The sequence below is a fragment of the Mariniphaga sp. genome, assembly GCF_041687215.1.
Classification (GTDB): domain Bacteria; phylum Bacteroidota; class Bacteroidia; order Bacteroidales; family Prolixibacteraceae; genus Mariniphaga.
Window position 1 is genome coordinate 42183 of record NZ_JAWLCI010000025.1, and the last position, 21804, is coordinate 63986.

Consider the following 21804-nt stretch of genomic DNA (forward strand, 5'->3'; position numbering starts at 1 on the left):
TCTATTTAATTGTAAACAAAAAGTAAATTTTTCCGATAGGCGACTATTTTAAAGTGAAGTAAAACTATTTATTTAATTTTGCAGGGGTAAAAATGAAACATTTTACCGAAATAAACAAGTTTTTTTAACAAATTTATACGAATTCCATTTAGGCCATGCCTCAAAATAAAGCAGAAAAGTTTATCGAAATACAGCACGCAAGGGTTCACAACCTGAAAAATATCAGCTTAAAAATACCTCTGAATCAATTCATTGTAGTTACCGGAGTATCCGGTTCAGGGAAGTCCTCACTGGCTTTTGACACCCTTTTTGCCGAAGGTCAGCGAAGGTATGTAGAAAGTCTTTCTTCGTATGCCAGGCAGTTTTTAGGGCGTATAAACAAGCCTGAAGTGGATTTTATTAAAGGAATTCCACCGGCTATTGCCATAGAACAAAAGGTAAATACGCGCAATCCGAGGTCAACGGTTGGTACTTCAACTGAAATTTACGACTATCTGAAATTGCTTTTTGCACGAATTGGAAAAACCATTTCTCCGGTATCGGGAAAGGAAGTGGCCCGGAATACGGTTACTGATGTGGTGGATTTTCTGCTTTCCTTTCCTGAAAACACAAAATCAATGATTCTTTCCCCCTTAAAACCTAAAAACGGACGTTCGCTTTTACAGGAAGCCGAATTGCTGATGCAGCAGGGGTTTTCAAGGCTCGAACAGAATAACGAAATAAAACGAATTGACGAGTTGCTGGAAGCGGGAGAAAAAAACTTCTGTAACGGGGATTGCCATGTAATTATAGACCGTGTGGCCGTTCAACCTGATGAAGATACCCAAAGCCGTATGGCCGACTCGGTGCAAACTGCTTTTTTTGAAGGCCACGGAGAATGTGTTATAAAAATTTATAAAGACAAAGAAACCATTGTGCAAAAATTTTCCAACCGGTTTGAAGCCGATGGAATTGAATTTGAAGAGCCAACTGTTCATACTTTCAGTTTCAACAATCCGGTGGGAGCCTGTCCGGCCTGCGAAGGTTACGGGAAGGTAATCGGTATTGACGAAGATTTAGTCATTCCCAACAAATCGCTTTCCATTTACCAGGATGCCATTGTGTGCTGGCGGGGCGAAAAAATGAGCAAATGGAAGGACCAGCTCATCTATTCTGCCGACCAGTTTGGATTTCCCATTCACAAACCTTTTTATGAGCTTTCGGACGAACAAAAGCAGTTGCTTTGGACCGGCAATCGGCATTTTAAAGGGCTGAACCAATTTTTTAAATACCTGGAAGAAAAAAGCTACAAAATCCAGTACCGGGTTATGCTTTCGCGCTACCGGGGAAAAACTACCTGCCCGGATTGTAAAGGTTCGCGATTAAAAAAAGAGGCCGGTTATGTGAAAGTGGCTGGCAAATCTATTCAGGAACTGGTTTTGATGCCGGTTTCAGAATTGAAAACTTTTTTTGAAGGACTACAATTGAGTGACCATGATCAAGCAATTGCCAAACGCATTCTAATCGAAATAAGAAACCGGCTGATTTTCCTGTGTGATGTCGGATTGGGTTATCTCACGTTAAACCGGCTTTCTTCTTCCCTTTCGGGAGGTGAATCACAGCGGATAAACCTGGCCACATCGTTGGGCAGCAGTCTGGTAGGTTCGCTTTATATTCTGGATGAACCCAGCATTGGCCTGCACTCGCGCGATACGCAGCGGCTCATTAAAGTTTTAAGAAGATTGCAGAAAATCGGCAATACGGTTTTTGTGGTGGAACACGATGAGGAGATCATCCGTGCCGCCGACCAGGTTATCGACATCGGACCGCTGGCAGGACAACATGGCGGAGAGGTGGTTTTTCAGGGAACGCACGAAGAACTGGAAAAAAACCCGGAAAGCCTCACCACAAAATACCTCACCGGAATTGAAAAAATTGAAGTTCCCCAACAACGACGCAAATGGAGCAATTTCATCGAAATACTCGGCGCACGTGAAAATAACCTGAAAAACCTGAGTGTAAAATTTCCGCTGAATACAATTACTGTGGTAACCGGAGTAAGCGGTTCGGGCAAATCGTCGCTGGTATCCAAAATCCTGTTCCCGGCGCTTACCAAAATAATGGGCGGTTACGGCGAGCGCACCGGCCATCACGATGCGGTTAAAGGCGATTTCAAAATGATTTCAGCTATTGAATTTATCGACCAGAATCCCATTGGAAAATCGTCGCGTTCGAACCCAGTGACCTATTTAAAAGCTTATGACGAAATCCGGAAATTGTATTCCGAGCAGCAGGCCTCAAAAATTCAGGGACTGAAACCGTCGCATTTTTCGTTTAACGTGGATGGCGGTCGCTGCGACGAGTGCCAGGGCGAAGGAACCATAAAAGTGGAAATGCAGTTTCTGGCCGATGTTTATCTGGTTTGCGAAAGCTGCGGCGGAAAACGTTTCAAGGAGGATATTCTGGATGTGCACTACAAAGAAAAAAACATTGATGATATTCTGAACCTGACGGTAAACGAAGCAATGGAATTGTTTTCGGCAGGAAAAACGTCCACCGAAAAGAAAATTGTAAAACGACTACGTCCATTACAGGATGTGGGATTGGGCTACATTAAACTGGGGCAGTCGTCGAGTACACTTTCAGGCGGCGAAAGTCAGCGTGTAAAACTGGCTTCGTTTCTGGCTCAGGAAAAAGATTCCCCTACCCTTTTCATTTTCGATGAACCCACAACCGGCCTCCATTTTCACGACATCAAAAAACTGCTCGATTCTTTCAATGCACTCATTTCACGCGGTCATTCTATTATTATTATCGAGCACAATCTGGAAATCATCAAGTCTGCCGACTGGGTTATCGATTTGGGCCCCGAAGGCGGAGATAAAGGCGGTGAACTGGTGTTTGCCGGCACACCCGAAGAATTGGTGAAGCAAAAAAAGTCTTACACTGGTGCTGCCCTCAAAGAAAAACTGTAACCTTTTTTCTCCGAAAACCATAAACACTAAAAAATAGTGAACCATGTACAACAAATTAATCAGAAATATCAAACCGCTGGGATTCATGTGGGAAACCAGCGACCCGTTCTTGTTTTGTGTCCATCATTTGGATAATTACCCCAAAGGAAACGACCAGATGGGACCGGCAGCGTCGCTTGCAGGTCGGAATCTTGGGCAGGATTTCACCACAAAAGATGGTTGGCGAATGTACCACGGCGAAACCATTCCGGGTTTTCCGGCTCACCCACACCGTGGATTTGAAACCGTTACAATTGTGCTTAAAGGTTTTGTGGACCACTCCGATTCGCACGGAGCAGCAGGAAGGTACGGAAACGGCGATGTACAATGGATGACTGCGGGAGCGGGTCTGCAACATGCCGAAATGTTTCCACTGCTGAAAAAGGAGGAAGAAAATCCACTGGAACTTTTTCAGATTTGGCTGAACCTGCCCAGCACCAAAAAATTTGCCGAGCCATTTTACACCATGCTTTGGGCCGAAGATATTCCTGTTCTGACCCAGAAGGACAGCAACGGAAAACAAATTGAAGTTACCATTATTGCAGGACAAATTGATGAAGCAGTTGCGCCTCATCCTGCGCCCGATTCGTGGGCCCACGATCCGAAGAACGAAGTGGGAATCTGGCTTATTAAAATGGAAGCCGGGGCGAAATGGACCGTTCCGTCTGCTTCTCTTGAGGTGAACCGCACCCTCTATTTTTACCGTGGAACAGAAATTAAAGTTGCAGGCATGCCGATTGAATCATACAATTCGCTGGAAATGCTGGCCGACCAGGAAATCATCATCGAAAACGGAAATGAAGATGCCTTTTTGCTGCTGTTGCAAGGGGCACCCATTGATGAACCAGTGGTACAGCATGGACCGTTTGTTATGAATACAGCCGCTGAAATTCACCAGGCATTTGCCGATTACCGCAAAACACAGTTCGGTGGCTGGCCATGGGAACATTACGATAATGTTCACGTGCGTGAAAAGGGCCGGTTTGCCAAATACTCCAATGGCAAGGAGGAAAATCCAGACGTTTAATCAAAATAATTTGTATAAAATGGGAATTGCTGCTTTTTCGGGCAGCAATTCGCATTTTACTTCAGTAACTTCTGTTCATTTCTTAAACCACAGTTGGCTTTAAAACAGTTGTTTGAGTCATATTATCGGCAATAGGACATCGCGATGCAATTTCTTTCAGAAACTCCTCTTTTTCCACTTTACTCATTTCGGCATCAATTTGAACAAATGACCTGATTTCAGTAAAACCGGACCGGCCTTCAGTGGTTTTTCCCAAAAGAAAATCTTTATCAATATCACCCTCAACTATTGCCTCAATACCACGCAATTCAATCTTGCGCTGGTTAGCTATTATTCTTCCAATTGCGCAAATGCACCCGCCCAAACTTGCTAAAAAAACCTCCAAAGGATTCGGACCTTCATCGGTCCCTCCCATTCCTTTTGGCTGATCTATTATAAACGGATTGGAACAATTGACTTTTGTTACAAATCCTGCTCCCATTACTGATTCTGTTTTTATTGTTGAAATTGCCATACAATTAAATTTTATATTTAAAATAAAGAACAAATGTTACAAATAACCAATCTGTAAACAATGACTTTTGTCGTGCTTGTCATAATCTCTTCATTTGATATATAAAAATTATCCATTTTTGTCCGTTTCCCCATTTTAATTATTTTTGCGCCTGTCCCGTTTTCCGGGACATTTTTTTACCTGAATTTTTTGAAATTCAGACATTAAAGAATTAAATGCTTGGCAAAAACAAAAAAGTGAATGCATGACTGCAAGTCATACCTTCACGAAAAACTCATCATTATGAAAACATACATTCGCATTGGCCTGATTCTGGTTTTTCTTTTCGGAATTTATATTTCACCGGCAAACGCCTGTACCAATTTCCTGGTAACCAAAGGCGCTTCGGCAGACGGCTCCACAATGATTTCTTATGCTGCCGATTCCCACATTCGGTACGGCGAACTTTATTTCAGTCCGGCCACTCACTGGCCCGAAGGAAGCATGGTTACCATTTACGACCGCAGCACTGCTGAACCACTGGGACAAATTCCACAGGCTCCTTATACTTACCAAACGGTTGGTTTTATGAACGAACACCAGGTAGCCATTGGTGAATCAACTTTTGGGGGCCGCAGCGAACTGGTGGACACCACCGGTTTGATGGATTACGCAGCACTGATGTTTCTGGCTACCCAGCGCGCAAAAACCGCCCGCGAAGCCATTAAAGTAATTGCCGAACTGATGGAAGAATACGGTTATGCCAGCTCTGGCGAATCCTTTTCTATTGGCGACCCCAACGAAGTGTGGATTATGGAACTGATTGGCAAAGGAACCGATTTGCAAACGGATCCCCAAACTGGCGAACCTTTCAATAAAAATAAAGGGGCCGTTTGGGTAGCCATTCGTATTCCCGACGGATATGTTTCTGCACATGCCAACCATGCCCGCATTACCACTTTCCCGAAAGAAGATGGAAAACAAAGTATCAGCAGCAAAAATCTGGACAAAATTTTCGACTCCAGCGTGGATGTGGTTTATTCACACGACGTGATTTCCTTTGCAAAGGGAAAAGGTTATTTTGAAGGAGAAGATGCTGAATTCAGTTTTAGCGATGTGTATGCCCCGCTCGATTTTGGTGCTGCCCGGTTTTGCGAATTGCGCGTTTGGAGTATGTTCCGCCAGGTTTCTAACGAAATGGACGAATTTTGGAAATATGCAACAGGAGAAGACCTGGATAGTGAACGGATGCCGCTGTTCATCAAACCCAACCGGAAACTTACACCGCAGGATTTGATGAATTTTAAACGCGACTATTTGCAGGGAACCGAACTGGACATGTCGAAAGATGCAGGCGCCGGACCGTTTGGATTGCCTTACCGCTGGCGAGGCCTCACCTGGGAATACGACGGACAGGAATATTTTAACGAACGTACCACAGTTACCCAGCAAACCGGGTTTTCGTTTATCGCGCAAATGCGAAACTGGCTGCCCGACCCCATTGGCGGTATCAACTGGTTTGGGGTTGACGATGCCGGAACAACTGTTTACGTGCCATTTTACTGCGGAATTAACCGCGTGCCCGAAACCTGGGCCGAAGGATACGGCGACATTCTGGATTACAAAGACGATGCTGCCTTTTGGGTTTTTAACCGTGTGGCGCATTTTGCCTACCTGTTTTACAATCGTATTATGCCCGATGTGCGGAAAACTCAAAGCGAACTGGAAACAAAATTTGCCCAATACACTCCGGGAGTTGATGCCGCAGCACTGAAACTCTGGGAAACAGACCCGAAACTGGCCCGGGAATTTTTGACCGATTACTCAGTGAATATGGGCAATTACACCGTAAAACGATGGAAAGAGCTGGGTGAATTTCTGCTTGTGAAATACCTGGACGGTAACCGCAAGCAGGAAGAAAACGGCAGATTTCTGCGCAATCCGTGGGGATATCCGCAGCCTCCCTCCTTTCCCGGGTATTCTGATAAATGGAAAGAAGAAGTCATCAGGGATACCGGCGACCGGTTTGTATATCCCAAATCAGAATAAAAAGAGAACTGATAGAGAAAGAGCGTAATAAAATGAGACAGTAAAAAAAATATGAAGCAAAATAAAGCGAAAACTAAATCAGAACCTGAAAACAGCGCCAAACGGCCTTTCTTTTTGAGAATGCTCGATTATGTGGAAATTGTGGGAAACAAACTCCCACATCCGGCCACGCTTTTTGCAGGATTGGCGTTGCTGGTGGTACTTATTTCGTGGATTGCCCACCTGGCGGGTACAACTGCCCAACATCCGGTTGACGGGCAGTTCATCTACTCTAAAAGTTTACTGAGTGGTGAAGGTCTCCGGTGGATGTATGAAAACATCCTGCAAAACTTCCTGAGATTTCCGCCACTGGGATACGTGCTGGTGGTAATGGTGGGAATTGGTGCAGCCGAAGGTTCCGGCCTTTTCTCAACCATGATTCGGGCACTGGTACTGGGCGCTCCCAAACGGCTGGTAACCGCTGCTATCGTATTGGCCGGTGTTATCTCCGGCCTGGCGGTGGAAGCCGGTTATGTTATTCTGATTCCGCTGGGCGCCATGATTTTTCATGCGTTGGGGAGGCACCCTATGGCAGGGCTTGCAGCAGCATTTACCGGTGTAAGCGGCGGTTTTGGCGCCAACTTTTTTATCGGCTCCATCGACCCGATTCTGGCCGGAATTTCGGAGTCGGCTGCACAAATGATTATTCCTGATATGGTAGTGAATCCGGCAGTGAACTACTATTTTATGATTGCCTCTAGTTTTGTAGTACTGATTGCCGGCACCTGGGTTACCGAAAAAATTGTGGAACCGCGACTTGGGCCATATAAAGGTCCTGCCGAACGGATGCCCATTGAACAACTGACAATAAAAGAGAAAAAAGGATTGCGTTATGCAGGTTGGGCTTTACTGGCAACACTTGCGTTATTGGCCCTGACTGTCATTCCTGAAAATGGCCTGTTCAGAGATCCTGAAAGCGGTTCAGTTTTGCATTCCCCTTTTTTCCGGGGAATTATCATCGGTATTTTGCTGATGTTCTTTTTCCCTGCCCTGGCCTACGGAATTACCGTGGGTACCATCCGCAACGACAAAGATGTGGCTCACCATATCGGAAAATCCATGAGTACGATGGGCGGATACATTGTGCTGGTATTTTTTGCCGCCCAATTTGTCTATTTTTTCAATTACAGCAACCTGGGAATCATTTTTGCCATAAAGGGAGCCAATACCCTTCAAAGTGTTGGATTAACCGGCATTCCGCTGATTGTGGGTTTTGTCATTTTATCAGCATTCATCAACATGTTTATGGGGAGCGCTTCGGCCAAGTGGGCCATTATGGCGCCGGTGTTTATTCCCATGCTCATGCTCATTGACCCGCCCTATCACCCGGGACTTACCCAGGCAGCATTCCGCATAGGCGATTCCCTTACCAACCTGATCACCCCCATGATGAGCTATTTTGCTTTGATTGTAACCTTCGCCGAAAAATACGATAAACGCTACGGAATTGGAACCATTATTTCCACAATGCTTCCATATACCCTGATTCTGGGAATTGCCTGGATTGCCCTGCTTGTGGTTTGGATGATGCTGGGTATTCCGCTGGGACCTGACGGGCCTTTATATATTGGGTAGCGGGTGAAGCAGGTTACAAACCGTGCATTTTTGAAAGTACGCATTTCTTTACCCGGCGGTTAAAAACCACCGCACCCGCTGCACCCAGGTCTTCAGCTTTTCTCATTTGCCATCTCCGGCAACCTTCTCCATTCTTTCACCAAAAAGAATGTGACTGCAAGGGCCGACATGGAATCGGCAAACGGGTAGGCCAGCCAGATGCCGGTAATTCCCCAAAATTCAGGTAAAATAAAAAGTAACGGGATGAGTCCGATAACCTGGCGGAACAGCGTGGCAAACATGGCAATTTTCGCTTTGCCAATGGCTTGAAAAAAGTGTGATGCCACCACCTGGAATCCAACCAACGGCAAAGCCAGGATAACCAACCGCAGTCCGTGAACAGAAATGGAATACAGTTCCAGACTGTCTGTATTAAACAGCCGCACAATAACACCCGGAATGGCTTCAATAAATGTGAAGGACGCCACTGCAATAATGGTGGCGGCAATCAAAGAAAGACGTAATGCCTCCTTCACTCGCGGAACCGATTTCGCACCATAATTAAACCCGATAATCGGCTGCGACGCCATGTTGATGGCTACAATGGCCATGATGACCAGCGAAACCACCGAATTTACAATTCCCATAGCACCAACAGCCAAATCGCCGCCAAAAACAATCAGCTTTTTGTTGAGCAACCCTTGCACAAAACTGTTGGCAATTTGCATGGTAAACGGAGCCATTCCTATGGCAACAATTTCCACCAGTATTCCCCAGTTAACGCATACATTTTTATTTTTTAATTTGATAACCGAACGCCCTCCTCTGAAATGAATTAAAACCCAAACCATTAAAACAAACATGGAAATAACGGTGGCATAAGCAGCGCCTTTTACTCCCATATCGAGCCAGAAAATAAAAATGGGGTCGAGAATAATATTTGTACCTGCGCTTATAATCATCGACATCATGGCAATGCGGGCATTTCCTTCGGAACGAATGACATTGTTCAGCGAAAAACCAATCAACATAAAAGGTGTTCCGGCCAAAATAATATTGAGGTAATCATTGGCATACTGAAAGGTTTCTTCGGTTGAGCCAAACGAGCGCAAAATGGGTTCTTTCAGCCAGTAAGTAACAATCATGATTAAAAATGAAACCAGAACCATCAAAGCAAAACCAGTTCCAAGTGTTTGTTCGGCCCGCTCCATGTTTTTCCTTCCCATATTGATGGAAACATACACACCGGTACCAATTCCGATGAGCATCCCGAAACCCATCATAATTAACATCACCGGAAAAATTACTGAAATGCCGGACAGCGCTTCGGCGCCAACGCCCTGCCCGATGAATATGCGGTCCACAATATTGTAGAGTGCATTTACAAACACACCTACAAACGCCGGAACGAAGTATTTAAACATTAGCCGGCCAATATTGGCATCCCTCAATTCATCCACATTTTTCATGTTTCGCAAAGGTAACTATTTAAGACAAAATCGGTTTTAAGCACCAGTTATAAAAACCCCTGAAAATTGATTAATTTTGCAGCATAAAAAATTTCGATTTCATGGAACAGAAAAAGCTGGATAAAAATATTGAAGCAAACCTTTTTTCGGCCAACACGGCAACAGTAATATCAACACTAAATACACTAAAAGAAAGAGGAAACACCGCTTACCTTCCCTTGCTGTTCGATTTATTGAATTCAAATCCTGAAGATGAAATTGAGCAGGAAATCATTTTTATTCTTTATAATTTGAAAATAAAAGATGCTGTACCTGTGTTGGTTGAAGCAATTCAAAATCCGAAATATTTACCCATTCGGAAAAAGTTAGCGGCTGCTTGTTGGGAAAACGGCCTTGATTTTAAAAATTACCTCCCGGTTTTTGTAGATTTGGTGATTAACGAAGATTGGGAAACTGGTTTTGAAGCTTTTACAGTAATTGAAAATATGGAGAATTTCCCGGAACAAGATATTTTAGATATTGCAACAGAAAAAATCCGGCAAGGTCTTATCGAGACAAATGAGCAGAAAAAATATTTTTTACACGAAATCCTTACTTTAATCCGTTAATATTCATATTTGAAAACCAATTTTGAAATACGGATTTAAAATAGCAGGCTTTGTCCTCTTTCATTGGATTAGCTTAACAGCCAGTTCGCAGGTTGAAAAGGGGCTTATTCCCTGGTCCAATAAATTGCTTATAAATCCATCGTATGCAGGATTCAATAAAAACACACATTTTTGGAGCAGCCTGCAATTTAATGCACAACCGGAAAACGACTGGAACAATACCTGGTCAGTAACCTACGATACCTGGTCAGAAAAAATGGAGGGAGGTTTGGCGTTCAAGCTTCAGCAGGGACTGACCGGAGAATTGAACACCAACACCCTTGGAGCAGGTTTTTACTTCTCAAAACCTTTTGAAGAAGGTAAAAATGGCCAGCTTATTCCATCGATTGGTTTGAGTTTTCACTCTGCTTACAAACAGTGGTTTGTGCATTTTATCGATCGCACCATCGATAAAAGTCTGGAACATCAAAGTCCTCCGGGAGAGGAATTTCCAAGGCACTTGGAGGCTCAACCCACAATTGGTTTATTATGGAACTCCGTTTCTGCAGAAATTAGCTTGTCAGGATTTTATTCATTTTACCAAAATTATGGCGAGGAAGAAATGACCGAACAGAATCCCTTTTATCTGATTTTTCATGCAGTAAAAAAAATGAGTGGAACCCGAAAAGGTTTGGTTTCACAGCCTGTAAATACCAGCCCCGAACTCACGGTTATTTATGCCGAAAACCTCATTTTATCAAGAGTTGGATTTCGTATGGAAAGAACCACCCATCAGTTTGGTGTTTATGCTCAAACTAATTTCAGCGACAACATTCACGGAATGGGCGGAGTGTTTGGATGGAAACTCAATAATTTACGTTTAAATTTTTCCGCCGGAGGCAGCTATTCCATTCCCCATAAAAAATCCGGATTTTTTGGCGAAGTAAATATTGGATTAATCATTCCTTACGTCCACATCAACAAAAAAAACCCATGGGCGCCACCGCCGCGGTCATTTTAATTTTGTTACTTTAACCCGCCTTTAAAAATTGTGTTGAATGCGTCATTGGATTTTGATTTTGTTTTTTTGTTTCATCTCCAAAACACTCCCGGCTCAGGATCCCGGATTTTCACAGTTTTTTGCCAATCCGCTGTATCTGAATCCTGCATTTGCCGGCACCACCGAACTTCCGCGTATGGCACTCAACTACCGTAACCAATGGCCGCAAAAGGGAGCCACTTACACCACATATTCACTTTCTTATGACCAGCTTCTGAAAAACTCCAATGTCGGTCTGGGTTTTCAGGCCATGCGCGACCAGGAACTGAACAATGTGATAAACAGCAATACAGCTTCGGTTATTTACTCCCACCATATAAAACTGGGTTACGAAAGTTTTATGACATTGGGTTTGCAGGGAGGTTTTACACTCAAACAATTCAACCTCAGCAACCTCATTTTTCCTTCGGGAATTGACCAGTTAAGCGGAGAAATTTCAGAATACATTTTGGCCGGTTATTCCAATGAAACAAAACTGTTTCCTGATTTTGCCATTGGCGCTGTTGGCCAGCATGGTGAATATTTCTGGGGAGCTTCTGCCCATCACATCAGTCGCCCAAATGAATCAGTTATTCAGGGAGACCAAAAAGGAAAAATTCCTGTTAAAGCAACTTTACATGCCGGAGCCAGGCTTCTCAGGTTACATCATGGTTTGCTCTCCCGCATTTTTACCCTTTCACCAAATATTTTATACCAGCAGCAAGGCAGTTTTAAGCAGTTGAATTTGGGAATTTATATGATTGAAAAATCATTTTTGTTTGGCGGCTGGTACCGGAATAATATTGATGTGAGGCCAGATGCAATTATTGCGCTGGCAGGTTTTGCACATGAAAAATTTCAGGTGGGATACAGTTTCGACCTTACATTATCGAAGCTTTCGAATTACAGTTACGGGTCGCATGAAATTTCGCTGATTTTTTATTTGGGGCAGAAACAAGAAATACCTCCCCGGGATAAACTCCTCATCCCGATGATTTAAAGTCAACAGCTAATTGGCTTATTCACAACTACTTCCCCACATCGAAAAAAACTATTTTGTATTCGCTTTTTCCTTTTTGTATTCATCCAATTGCCAGGGAACCACGAATTTTTCGTGAGACAAGTGGTACTTAACACTTTTACGGTAGTACACCTTGTAGGGCGGGTAGTTTTCATAATCACTTCTATATCTAACAGTTGTATCCATAACACCCTTGTTTACGAATAAAACGTGATTTTTGTTCTGAATAGTATTTCAGAAAATAAGGGTAATAGTTCCCTGTTGATTATGTTTTTTCCCCAGGAAATCATAATATTGAATTACCCATGAATATACACCAGACGGGGCATTTTGGCCGTTTTTCATAGTGCCGTTCCAACCTTTTTCCTGAGTTTCAGATTCAAAAATAACCTCGCCCCAGCGGTTAAAAATTAACATTTTATAACCCTCATTAACTATCCCTTCGGAATAAATCCGAAATTCCCTGTCTTCCATTTTGGTGGCGTTGGGCGAAAATGCGGTGGGAGGAAAAACCCGGTCGAATGCAACCGAAACATTTGTATATGCTGTGTCGGTACAACCAAAATCATTTATCACCGAAAGACGAACATTATACAATCCCATGCTTTCAAAACGGTTTTCAGGTTGTTCTGCTGTTGAATAATTACCATCATCAAAATCCCAGTCAAAAAATGATGCCCCAAGGCTTTGATTTTCAAATTGAATGACCGGATTGCTGATAAGCACATCGGGTGGATTGGCTTTGAATACTGCAACAGGAACCGGGTAAACAAAAACTTTCCCCGGAACAATCAAAGTGTCTGAACACTGTGTCAGGGAAGAAACGGCAACTACCGAAACATCGAAATTCTGACCGGGCTCACTGTAAGCCTGAGAAACAGAAATGCCATTTGTCGTTTTTCCGTCTCCCAAATCCCAGAAATAATCCACTGCATCAACCAAGTCGGTGGTGGTTAGTTGTATGGATGCTTCCAGTGGCGGGCAACCACCAATTGTATCTACCGGAATTGAAAAAACCGGCTTCCGTTTGAAAGTTCTGAAAAGCGTGTCCGTTTTACAGCCAAATTCAGAAACAACCTGCAATCCAACTTCAGCAGTTGGCCGGTTTAAAAGCTGAATGCCCATCGGTCCCGAAGTGTTTTCCGGATTTATTAAAACTTCACCGGCTTCAAAATCAGATAAATCCCATAAAAAAGTATCATCGGAGCTTGCCGAACCAACATACCTGATTTCTTCATTTTCAGAATAACAATGTTCCGCAGAGAAATCCATATCAAGCGACGGAATGGGGTGCACCAAAACGGTGTCGTACAAAACTCCTGAATTTTCGCAACCTTCTTCTGAAACCACCTTCAGTTTCACATCGAAAAATTTATCTTCAGTACCCGGATTAACATAAACATGATTCGGATTTTTAGCTTCTGATTGAAAATTGTCGCCAAAATCCCATAAATAACTGGCAATATCTTCTACGTCTTCACTTTCAAACTTTACATTTAATGGGGTGCAGCCTTCAGCGTTTTCCTCCACCCTAAAATTCATAGCGGGAATAACTGAAACAGGTTCAAAGTGTTCGTCAATGCATCCGTTTTCATCAATTTTTAAACCAACGGTTCGGTTTCGCTGACCAAACCCCAGCGGAATTTCAACAGAAGTTAAATCGGTGCCACTGGCAAAAACCGTATCGTTGGAATACCAGAAAAAACTGGCTGTGTCTGATTTGCTTCCGGTAAATCTGAGGTCAAGGTTGTATCCCCTGCACTTTTCTTCATCACTGAAAAAATCAGCAACCGGTTGATTCTGAAATTTCATTGAAATGCTGTCTTTCCAGTTACATTGGTGCGAATTGGTATAGCTCACCTCAAAGCTGTATTCCCCAAAATCGTTTACGCGAACTATGGGCGAAAGCGATGTTTCGTCCTCAACTGCGGAATTCCCGCTTAAAGGATGAATCAGTGTGGTAACTGACTGATCAAATTTCATGTTGATTTGTTGCTGGAAACTGCCACAAACCAGCGAATCAAAATCCAGTAGTTGCATTTCCGGTTTCCGGCTCCATGCCACCATTGCTGCTGCCGAAAGCTGAACATCAGGATCTCCCGGCATTCCGCCAAATTCAACCACAAATCCTTCAGGATAATAATACCCATTTGGAGCGTCTCTATCCCCTTCGTTTGGTAAATCATTCCATGATTTTGGTACACTTCCGGGAGCAGCATTAATATGCGCATAATCCTCATCGTCTCCCCAATCTTTATTCACATTATTGGGTTCCCCACTGTTCCAAAACGAGTACCGTCCATTCACAGCATAACCGTTCTGGTAGGTTCCCTGCCAGAAATGAGTACCCGCCTCCGGCCCTGTAACCCACCGCCAAACTCCTTCTACTGAGGCATCATTGGCGCCAATCCAGCCTACTCCATCAATTTTACTCCAGATAAAATCGTTTTCAATGGAGGAAACTATTGTGGCAAGGTAACCCTGCAACCCATAATAATCCATATTGGCTGCAGAATCTCTTGCTTCTGTCCATGGAATCCCTCTTTTCCTTATGTATCGGTAGAAATGGCCAGTGTAGGGCAGGTAATCGGCATCTAAAAGTGTTATCGAAAAAGAACGCGGATTAGTTGCGGGATTATTCGAAAGATTCTGATAGTAAACCTGCCGGATGGCCTGTTCATAAATTTCTGCTTCAGCAATACCTTTTAATTCCAGATTTCCGTAGTTATTGTCCCAGGTTGCAGTAATACCAGTTCCGTTGTAAAACAACGAATCTTCTCCTCTCCGGTAATTGGCAATGGAAATTTTTATTCCGTCTGAAGTATTTTTAATATCGATATTTTCAATGGTAATCTGAGGTGTAACAAGAACAGGCCCATTACAATAAAAAACAGTATCGGAAGCTGAATTATCAATACGATAAGCCGGTTGAGACCAAGCGATAAACGGGAGCAGGTTTAAACAAAAAACAAAAAACAATAACTGCTTTTGCAGCATAATTAAACGGGTTATTTTCCCCTCCCGGAGAAATATTTCATAAACTGGGAGCGCTCGTAAACCATGGGGTCGGGAATATTTTTATACGAAAGTCGGCCCCTGAAATCTTCCAGACGTTTAAAATTCCATTTTTTCATAAACGTTTCCATTTCAGCAATCATGGCCGGAATTACATCGTTTCCGTTTACATATAATGTGGAACAGAGCTGGGCAACTTTTGCGCCGGCCAAAATTTGCTTCACCACCGATTTTCCGTCGTGGATGCCGGTTGAGGCCGCTATATCAATATCGTGAACTTCTGAAGAAACCAGTCCAACCCACCGCAGCGTATGGCGAATTTCAACCGGGGAACTGAAAATTTCGGAAGAGGTGAGTTCCAGTTTATCCAAATCGATGTCGGGTTCGTAAAACCGGTTAAACATAACAACACCTTTGGCACCGCCTGCCTTCAGCTTGTCCACCATGCCAATTATGTTGCTGTGGTACAATCCTATTTTTACGGAAACCGGAATGGAAACTTCTTTTTTTACTTTTTCCAAAACATCAACATACAACTGCTCAATTACTCCCGTTTTTTCGTGCCTGTCAACCGGAACGTAGAAAATATTGAGCTCCAGCGCATCTGCGCCGGCTTCCTGAAAATCTTTGGAAAAAGTAGTCCACTCGCTGGCCGAAACACAATTCACACTTGCAATTACGGGAATATTAACGGCTTTTTTTGTTTCTTCAATTAATTTGAGGTGCTTTGTTATTGTATTGTCGCGCAGGTAGTTTCGAATATAATCTTCGGCTTCCGGGTAACCCACATTCTGGAAATCCTGCTGAAGCATACTGGTTACTTCGTTGTTAATTTGCTCTTCAAAAACCGATTTCAAAACTACGGCTGCAATACCGGCCTGTTCCAGTTTTTTAATTTTTTCTGCCGAATTGGTAATTCCCGAACTTGCTGCAACGAGCGGGTTTTTAAGTTTTAATCCCAGATATGTTGTTTCTAAATTTGCCATTTTATTCAGTTTAAAGTTGAAAATTGCTCCAATTTAATTATTACCGGGCGCCAAAAATTTTGCTGCCAATACGTACAATGGTACTTCCCTCTTCCACAGCAATTGCATAATCGTCTGACATGCCCATTGAAATCTCTCTGAATCCTTTCTTCCGTGGGAAATATTCTTTTTTCAGTTTGTCGAATATTTTTTTCAGGAAGCGGAATTCGTTGCGCACCTGCATTTCATCTTCGGTAAAGGTAGCCATTCCCATCACTCCAACAATGGAAATATTTTTCATTTTTTTATATTCTTCCGAATCCAGAATTTCATGAGCTTCCTCTTCTGAAAGCCCGAATTTGGTAGATTCCTGTGCAATGTGAAACTGTAGCAAACAGGGAATAATTCGGTCATTTTTTTTCGCTTCCTTGTTTACCGTTTTTAAAATTTTGAATGAATCGATGCCATGAATCATGCTTACAAACGGCGCCAGGTATTTGGCCTTGTTGGTTTGCAAATGTCCGATAAAATGCCATTCGATGTCTTTTGGAAGTTTTTCGTACTTCTGAATCAACTCCTGTGCTTTGTTTTCGCCAAAAATTTTATGCCCGGCATTGTAAGCCTGCATTATGATTTCGGGCAATTTATTTTTGGAAACTGCAACCAGTTTCACTTCATCAGGCAGAGATTGTTTTATTTCTGCGATATTCTTTCCAATATCCATTTCAATGCAATTTTCAGTCAAAAATAGAAATATTGCCGGTATTTGAAAATGAAATTGAATTCAAATTTGGAAAGTTGAAAATCGAACTTTTAAAATCTTAAAAACTAATTGAGAAAGCCAAAGAAACTACCTGAATAAATCTGAGTGGGTTCCAGTCCTAGTTAACTCAATAATTTTTGTTTTATCATTTTGCCTCCAAATAAGTAACCAGTCTGGTCTGATATGACATTCCCAAAAACCCTTATATTTTCCTGACAAAGGATGTGTTTTAAATTGTTTGGGAAGTTTCCCTGAATTTTCCAACAATTCGAGTGCCTCGTTTAAAGCATTGAGATTATAATTTCGCCGGACGCACTTGACAAAATCTTTTTCAAACCTGTTGGTAGTTTTTAATTTATACACCTGCCTTCTTTTTAAGCGAACTCATCAATTCTTTGGCTGAAGAATATGACTTTACTTCTCCCTCTTCAGCAGCTTGAATCGCTTCCAGTGTTTCTTCGTTGGGGACATTTTCTTCCACAACCCTCGCATAACGGGTGGATTTTAAAAATTCAACCATTTTTTTTGCTTCTTCCGAACGTGTATCTATTATTACTGTTGTCATAAAATGTTTTCAATAATGTTGTTACAAACTTACAAAAAATCTAAAGCATCTTTTTATTCTGAAAATTGGAAATTTGTTTTCCAAATTTCTCTCATCCAAAAATTTCTAACTTTGCCCGCCAGGATGAATAATGCAGAAAAAATACAGTTGGAAATGAACCGCCTTGGAAACCGGGGCGAATCCTTTGTTTTTCTAATTGATTTTCTGATGGAAAACCCGCTGATTTTTCCTGGTGATACTCCGCAGGAAAAACTGCAATGGCAAATACCCGCAAAAAGCTCTGTTCAAATTTCAGGAAAAAAAACAGAATTGACGGATTGGAAAACTTTTCCTGTTTCTTTTTCTGAATATAAAAAGGGATTCGATTTGGTGCAGCAACATATTCACAGTGGCGATACCTATTTGCTGAATTTCACCCAGCCGACCCAGGTGGAAACCAACCTTTCGCTCGAAGAAATTTTCCAAATCAGCAGTGCGTCTTACAAAATAATGCTTCCGAATAAATTTGTCTGTTTTTCGCCCGAGCCTTTTGTGAAAATTGGAAACGGTCAAATCAGTTCTTTTCCCATGAAGGGAACCATTGATGCCGAGGCAGAAAACGCCGAAGGGTTGATTCTTTCCGATTCGAAAGAGCTGGCCGAACACAACACCATTGTGGATTTGATCCGCAATGACCTGAGTCTGGTGGCCGAAAATGTGCGGGTAGAAAAGTTCAGGTACCTCGAAAAAATTCGCACCAACAATAAGGATTTGTGGCAGGTAAGTTCAAAAATTACCGGCGATTTACCTGAAAATTATCCCTCCAAAATCGGAGATATTTTGTTTTCCATGTTGCCGGCCGGCTCTATTTCAGGTGCGCCCAAAAAGAAAACCGTAGAAATTATTAATGAAGCTGAAAATTACGAACGGGGATTTTACACCGGAATATTCGGAGTTTTCGATGGGAAAAATCTGGACAGTTGCGTACTCATCCGGTATATTGAAAACCAAAACGGAAAGCTGATTTATAAAAGTGGTGGCGGAATTACATTTATGAGCAAAGCCGAAACCGAATACGAAGAAATGCTGAAAAAAGTATATGTACCAGTTGGTTGAAACCATAAAATGCAAAAACGGGGAACTCTTTAATCTCCGCTATCACCAGGCCCGGTTTAACCTGACCCGGAGGGCTTTGTTTCATCGCAAAGATGAAATCAACCTCGAAAATGTTATTCAAATTCCAGATGAATTCCGTAAAGGACTTTTTCGTTGCCGGGTAATTTTTGGTGAAAAAATCGAAAAAGTTGAATTCCATCCACACCAATACCGGTCTGTAAAAAGCCTCAAATTAATTGAAGCCAATGATCTGGACTACCGTTTTAAATACACAAACCGCGAAAAATTAAATACGCTTTTTGAACAGCGCGAGAGCTGCGATGATATCCTCATCGTAAAAAACGGTTTCATTACCGACAGCTATATTTCCAACGTTGTGTTTTTCGATGGACGGAAATGGTGGACGCCCGACACGCCACTACTGCCAGGCACCCAACGTGCAAGGCTCATTCATGAAAAAAAAATATCTGTTTGTCCAATTTCTTCAGTCGATTTGGCCAAATATCAAAAAGCCGGTTTAATAAACGCTATGCAGGATTTGGATAACATGCCCAAAATCAGCATTTCCGACATTGTCAATTTTTAACCGCAAACAAACAATTGAAAAATTAATTTCCTCTTTTCAGGTTAAAATTCCATAAAAAATAACCAATTTTCAACAAGCAAAATTTCTACATTCTGCTTAAATTTGATTTAACACAATAAAGCTATGTAGGTATTTAAATCAGCTATTATGAATAAACGTATTTGGCCAGGCAACTTTAACACATTAAGATCATTAATTTACATATACTTAAATCGATAAAGACAGCATTTAATTTAACTTTAACCACTATGGCAAAAATCTATTATGTTGGCGATTGGGCTGTTTTAATGGGGCCCATATTTGCGGAATCACCCTTTAATTACGAATACAAGGGAATAGACATTTTCAACTATGGCGAATGGCTGATGAAGGCTTTTCAGTCGTCGAACGAACATTATGTGAAATCAGTTCCGGCCTGGGATTTTTACAAAATGGGGCCGGGCGAATACGAAAAAATACTGGAAGAATACGATGTGGTGGTTTTCAGCGACATTGAAGCCAAAAACTTTCAACTGGCGCCCAATTTTTTCGATCGCGAAAAAATGGGACAAGGCATTTTAACCCAACCCGACCGCTGCCGGCTAACCAACGACTGGGTAAAAAGCGGGAAAAGTGTCATGTTTATGGGCGGCTGGCTTTCTTTCTCCGGCGAAATTGGCAAAGGTGGCTGGGGACGTACCAAACTGAAAGAAATCCTTCCGGTTCAATGCCTTGAAGGCGATGACCTGGTAGAAAGCACCGAAGGCTTTTATCCGGTTGCCGATCCAAATTGGGCAAAACACTTTGGAGAAGTAAATCTGAACGAAATGCCTCCCATTCTGGGCTACAACCAAACCAAAGAGCGCGAAGGTTTCGATACCATTCTACGCATAAAAGAAACCAACGACCCACTGCTTGTTTACGGCGAAATTGAAAAAGGAAAAGTACTGGCCTACATGAGTGATCCCGCTCCGCACTGGGGCTGCAATATTGTTTACTGGGAACATTACAACGCATTCTGGCTCAAATGCCTCGATTTAATTTTGTAAAAGCCAAAAATAATCTTTAAAACATAAACGAATGAATAATACTTTTAAACGCTTGTTTTTTTTGCTATCAATCTTTTTTCTACTGGTTTCATGTCAAACTCAAAAAGAAGTTACCCCGGAAACCGCACTGCAATCTTATCTGGAAAACAACGACAACTCTTTTGCCTGGGAATTGTACGATTCGCATGCCGTAAACGGTTTAAAACTTTACAATTTGATGGTTACTTCCCAAAAATGGCGCGAATATACCTGGCGTCATCAGGTGGCGGTAATAGTTCCGGATGAAGTAAATTACGACGGAGCGCTTTTGTTTATTACCGGCGGCAGCAATAAGGATGAAATGCCTAACTGGAAAAAACCTGACGACAGCACAATTCAGATGATGGGATTAATCGCGCAAAAAAACAGCGCTGTTGTTGCTGTGGTTTTTCAGGTACCCAACCAGCCGCTGTTTGGCGACTTAACCGAAGATGAAATTATTTCCCTAACATTTCATAATTACAGGAACGACAAAGACTTTACCTGGCCATTGCTGTTTCCCATGGTAAAAAGCGCCATGCGCGCCATGGATGCCGTACAGGAATTTTCAGAGGCAACATTGAATCAAAAAATTAACCGGTTTCTGGTTTCAGGCGCATCAAAACGCGGCTGGACCACCTGGCTTACCGGTGCCAGCGACCCACGGGTTGAAGCTATTGCTCCCATGGTGATAGACATGCTGAACATGCCCAAAAGTATCAGCTACCATGTGGAAGCCTGGGGCGATTACAGTATTCAGATTCAGGATTACGTGGAGCTGGGAATTGCGCAGGACGTAAATACACCCGATGGTCAGGAACTCACCACCATGATCGATCCATTTTCATACCGTGAAAAACTTACTATGCCCAAACTCATTTTCAATGGAACCAACGATGAATACTGGCCTGCCGATGCCATTAAACATTATATCTATGAAATTCCGGGCGAAAATTACCTGCACTATGTTCCCAATGCAGGTCATGGATTGGGTGATAAAAAGCAGGCCATTCAGGCGCTGAGTTCGTTTTTTGCCGAAACGCTGCAAAAAAAGGATTATCCCGAATGCTCGTGGAGTTTCGAAGAAAATGGACAGGAAATTGTTGTGAAAGTTGATGTTTCAAAAGATGAACTGGCTGGTGTTTTTTTGTGGACCTGCGATTCAGAAGACCGCGATTTCAGGGACAATGAATTCGTCAGCCAGGCCGTTGAAACTGAAGTGGAAGATCAAATTTCAATTCAAGTGAATTATCCCGAATCCGGATTCCGTGCTTTTTACATCGACTTGCTTTACCCCGATCCGAACGGGGATGTCTATTCGGAAAGTACCCGGATGTTCGTTGCAAATCCTGATAACGTACTCTGATTTTCAGAAATTGTATAGAATTTATAAACTTGAATTTCATTTGCTTTTTTCTGATAAAATATCTGTAAATTGTATAGAATAAGAACGATAACCAATAATTAAAAACTATGAGACAAAAGTTGTTTTATTTAA

The 21804-nt window shown here is 42.4% G+C and carries 19 protein-coding genes; 11 read left to right on the forward strand and 8 right to left on the reverse strand.

The genetic code is table 11. From position 1 onward, the window contains the following. Nucleotides 1-155: 155 nt before the first annotated feature. Together uvrA and ACESMA_RS10655 are read left to right on the forward strand one after the other, a co-directional pair. Entirely contained in the window at nt 156-2954 is a 2799-nt protein-coding gene (gene uvrA / locus ACESMA_RS10650; RefSeq protein WP_372948794.1) for an excinuclease ABC subunit UvrA, read from the forward strand. 43 nt (nt 2955-2997) lie between these two features. Continuing rightward, nucleotides 2998-4020 (forward strand): pirin family protein, encoded by a 1023-nt coding sequence (locus ACESMA_RS10655; RefSeq protein ID WP_372948795.1) that lies wholly within the window; start codon nt 2998-3000, stop codon nt 4018-4020. An 82-nt stretch (nt 4021-4102) separates the two neighbouring features. On the opposite strand, the gene ACESMA_RS10660 is transcribed toward ACESMA_RS10655, so the two are convergent. Beyond that, nucleotides 4103-4534, reverse strand: coding sequence for an OsmC family protein (locus ACESMA_RS10660; RefSeq protein ID WP_372948796.1), 432 nt, complete (start codon nt 4532-4534; stop codon nt 4103-4105). Between the two features lie 282 nt (nt 4535-4816). Here ACESMA_RS10660 and ACESMA_RS10665 point away from each other — a divergent pair, with 282 nt between their 5' ends. Both ACESMA_RS10665 and ACESMA_RS10670 read left to right on the forward strand, forming a co-directional pair. Next, nucleotides 4817-6562, forward strand: coding sequence for a dipeptidase (locus ACESMA_RS10665; protein ID WP_372948797.1), 1746 nt, complete (start codon nt 4817-4819; stop codon nt 6560-6562). Nucleotides 6563-6613: 51 nt separating this feature from the next. Then, a complete protein-coding gene (locus tag ACESMA_RS10670) occupies nt 6614-8176 on the forward strand; it encodes an AbgT family transporter (RefSeq protein WP_372948798.1) in 1563 nt (520 codons plus the stop codon). Between the two features lie 92 nt (nt 8177-8268). Here ACESMA_RS10670 and ACESMA_RS10675 read toward each other — a convergent pair whose 3' ends face one another. Beyond that, the gene (locus tag ACESMA_RS10675; protein WP_372948812.1) at nt 8269-9624 is read right to left on the reverse strand and encodes an MATE family efflux transporter; all 1356 of its coding nucleotides are present in this window, start codon (nt 9622-9624) and stop codon (nt 8269-8271) included. 101 nt (nt 9625-9725) lie between these two features. Between ACESMA_RS10675 and ACESMA_RS10680 the strand changes: the two genes are divergently transcribed. The 3 genes from ACESMA_RS10680 to ACESMA_RS10690 are packed head-to-tail and all read left to right on the forward strand — an operon-like array spanning nt 9726 to nt 12250. Further along, a complete protein-coding gene (locus tag ACESMA_RS10680) occupies nt 9726-10232 on the forward strand; it encodes a hypothetical protein (protein WP_372948799.1) in 507 nt (168 codons plus the stop codon). Nucleotides 10233-10254: 22 nt separating this feature from the next. Beyond that, nucleotides 10255-11232 carry a hypothetical protein gene (locus tag ACESMA_RS10685; protein WP_372948800.1) on the forward strand — a complete coding sequence of 326 codons (978 nt, stop codon included), beginning with the start codon at nt 10255-10257 and terminating at the stop codon, nt 11230-11232. A 37-nt stretch (nt 11233-11269) separates the two neighbouring features. Further along, nucleotides 11270-12250: a type IX secretion system membrane protein PorP/SprF gene (locus tag ACESMA_RS10690; protein ID WP_372948801.1), complete on the forward strand. Its 981-nt coding sequence runs from the start codon at nt 11270-11272 to the stop codon at nt 12248-12250. A 51-nt stretch (nt 12251-12301) separates the two neighbouring features. Here ACESMA_RS10690 and ACESMA_RS10695 read toward each other — a convergent pair whose 3' ends face one another. The 6 genes from ACESMA_RS10695 to ACESMA_RS10720 all read right to left on the reverse strand — a co-directional run bounded on the left by ACESMA_RS10695 (nt 12302) and on the right by ACESMA_RS10720 (nt 17579). After that, nucleotides 12302-12457, reverse strand: a complete 156-nt coding sequence (locus ACESMA_RS10695) for a hypothetical protein (RefSeq protein WP_372948802.1) — start codon at nt 12455-12457, stop codon at nt 12302-12304. A 48-nt stretch (nt 12458-12505) separates the two neighbouring features. Continuing rightward, on the reverse strand, nt 12506-15268 hold the full coding sequence (locus ACESMA_RS10700; protein WP_372948803.1) for a PKD domain-containing protein: 2763 nt from the start codon (nt 15266-15268) through the stop codon (nt 12506-12508). A gap of 11 nt (nt 15269-15279) precedes the next feature. After that, nucleotides 15280-16272 carry a dihydroorotate dehydrogenase-like protein gene (locus ACESMA_RS10705; protein WP_372948804.1) on the reverse strand — a complete coding sequence of 331 codons (993 nt, stop codon included), beginning with the start codon at nt 16270-16272 and terminating at the stop codon, nt 15280-15282. A gap of 40 nt (nt 16273-16312) precedes the next feature. Beyond that, a complete protein-coding gene (locus ACESMA_RS10710) occupies nt 16313-16975 on the reverse strand; it encodes a YggS family pyridoxal phosphate-dependent enzyme (RefSeq protein ID WP_372948805.1) in 663 nt (220 codons plus the stop codon). Nucleotides 16976-17101: 126 nt separating this feature from the next. Further along, entirely contained in the window at nt 17102-17377 is a 276-nt protein-coding gene (locus ACESMA_RS10715) for a type II toxin-antitoxin system YafQ family toxin (RefSeq protein ID WP_372948806.1), read from the reverse strand. Then, entirely contained in the window at nt 17370-17579 is a 210-nt protein-coding gene (locus ACESMA_RS10720) for a hypothetical protein (protein ID WP_372948807.1), read from the reverse strand. Before ACESMA_RS10720 ends, ACESMA_RS10715 begins: the two co-directional genes overlap by 8 nt. A 153-nt stretch (nt 17580-17732) precedes the next feature. Here ACESMA_RS10720 and ACESMA_RS10725 point away from each other — a divergent pair, with 153 nt between their 5' ends. The 4 genes from ACESMA_RS10725 to ACESMA_RS10740 all read left to right on the forward strand — a co-directional run bounded on the left by ACESMA_RS10725 (nt 17733) and on the right by ACESMA_RS10740 (nt 21672). After that, complete coding sequence (locus ACESMA_RS10725; RefSeq protein ID WP_372948808.1) at nt 17733-18674, forward strand: aminodeoxychorismate synthase component I; 942 nt, start codon at nt 17733-17735, stop codon at nt 18672-18674. Next, the gene (locus ACESMA_RS10730; RefSeq protein ID WP_372948809.1) at nt 18658-19260 is read left to right on the forward strand and encodes an aminotransferase class IV family protein; all 603 of its coding nucleotides are present in this window, start codon (nt 18658-18660) and stop codon (nt 19258-19260) included. Before ACESMA_RS10725 ends, ACESMA_RS10730 begins: the two co-directional genes overlap by 17 nt. A gap of 248 nt (nt 19261-19508) precedes the next feature. After that, a complete protein-coding gene (locus ACESMA_RS10735; protein WP_372948810.1) occupies nt 19509-20288 on the forward strand; it encodes a glutamine amidotransferase in 780 nt (259 codons plus the stop codon). A gap of 31 nt (nt 20289-20319) precedes the next feature. Beyond that, nucleotides 20320-21672 (forward strand): PhoPQ-activated pathogenicity-related family protein, encoded by a 1353-nt coding sequence (locus tag ACESMA_RS10740; RefSeq protein ID WP_372948811.1) that lies wholly within the window; start codon nt 20320-20322, stop codon nt 21670-21672. Nucleotides 21673-21804 lie beyond the last annotated feature (132 nt).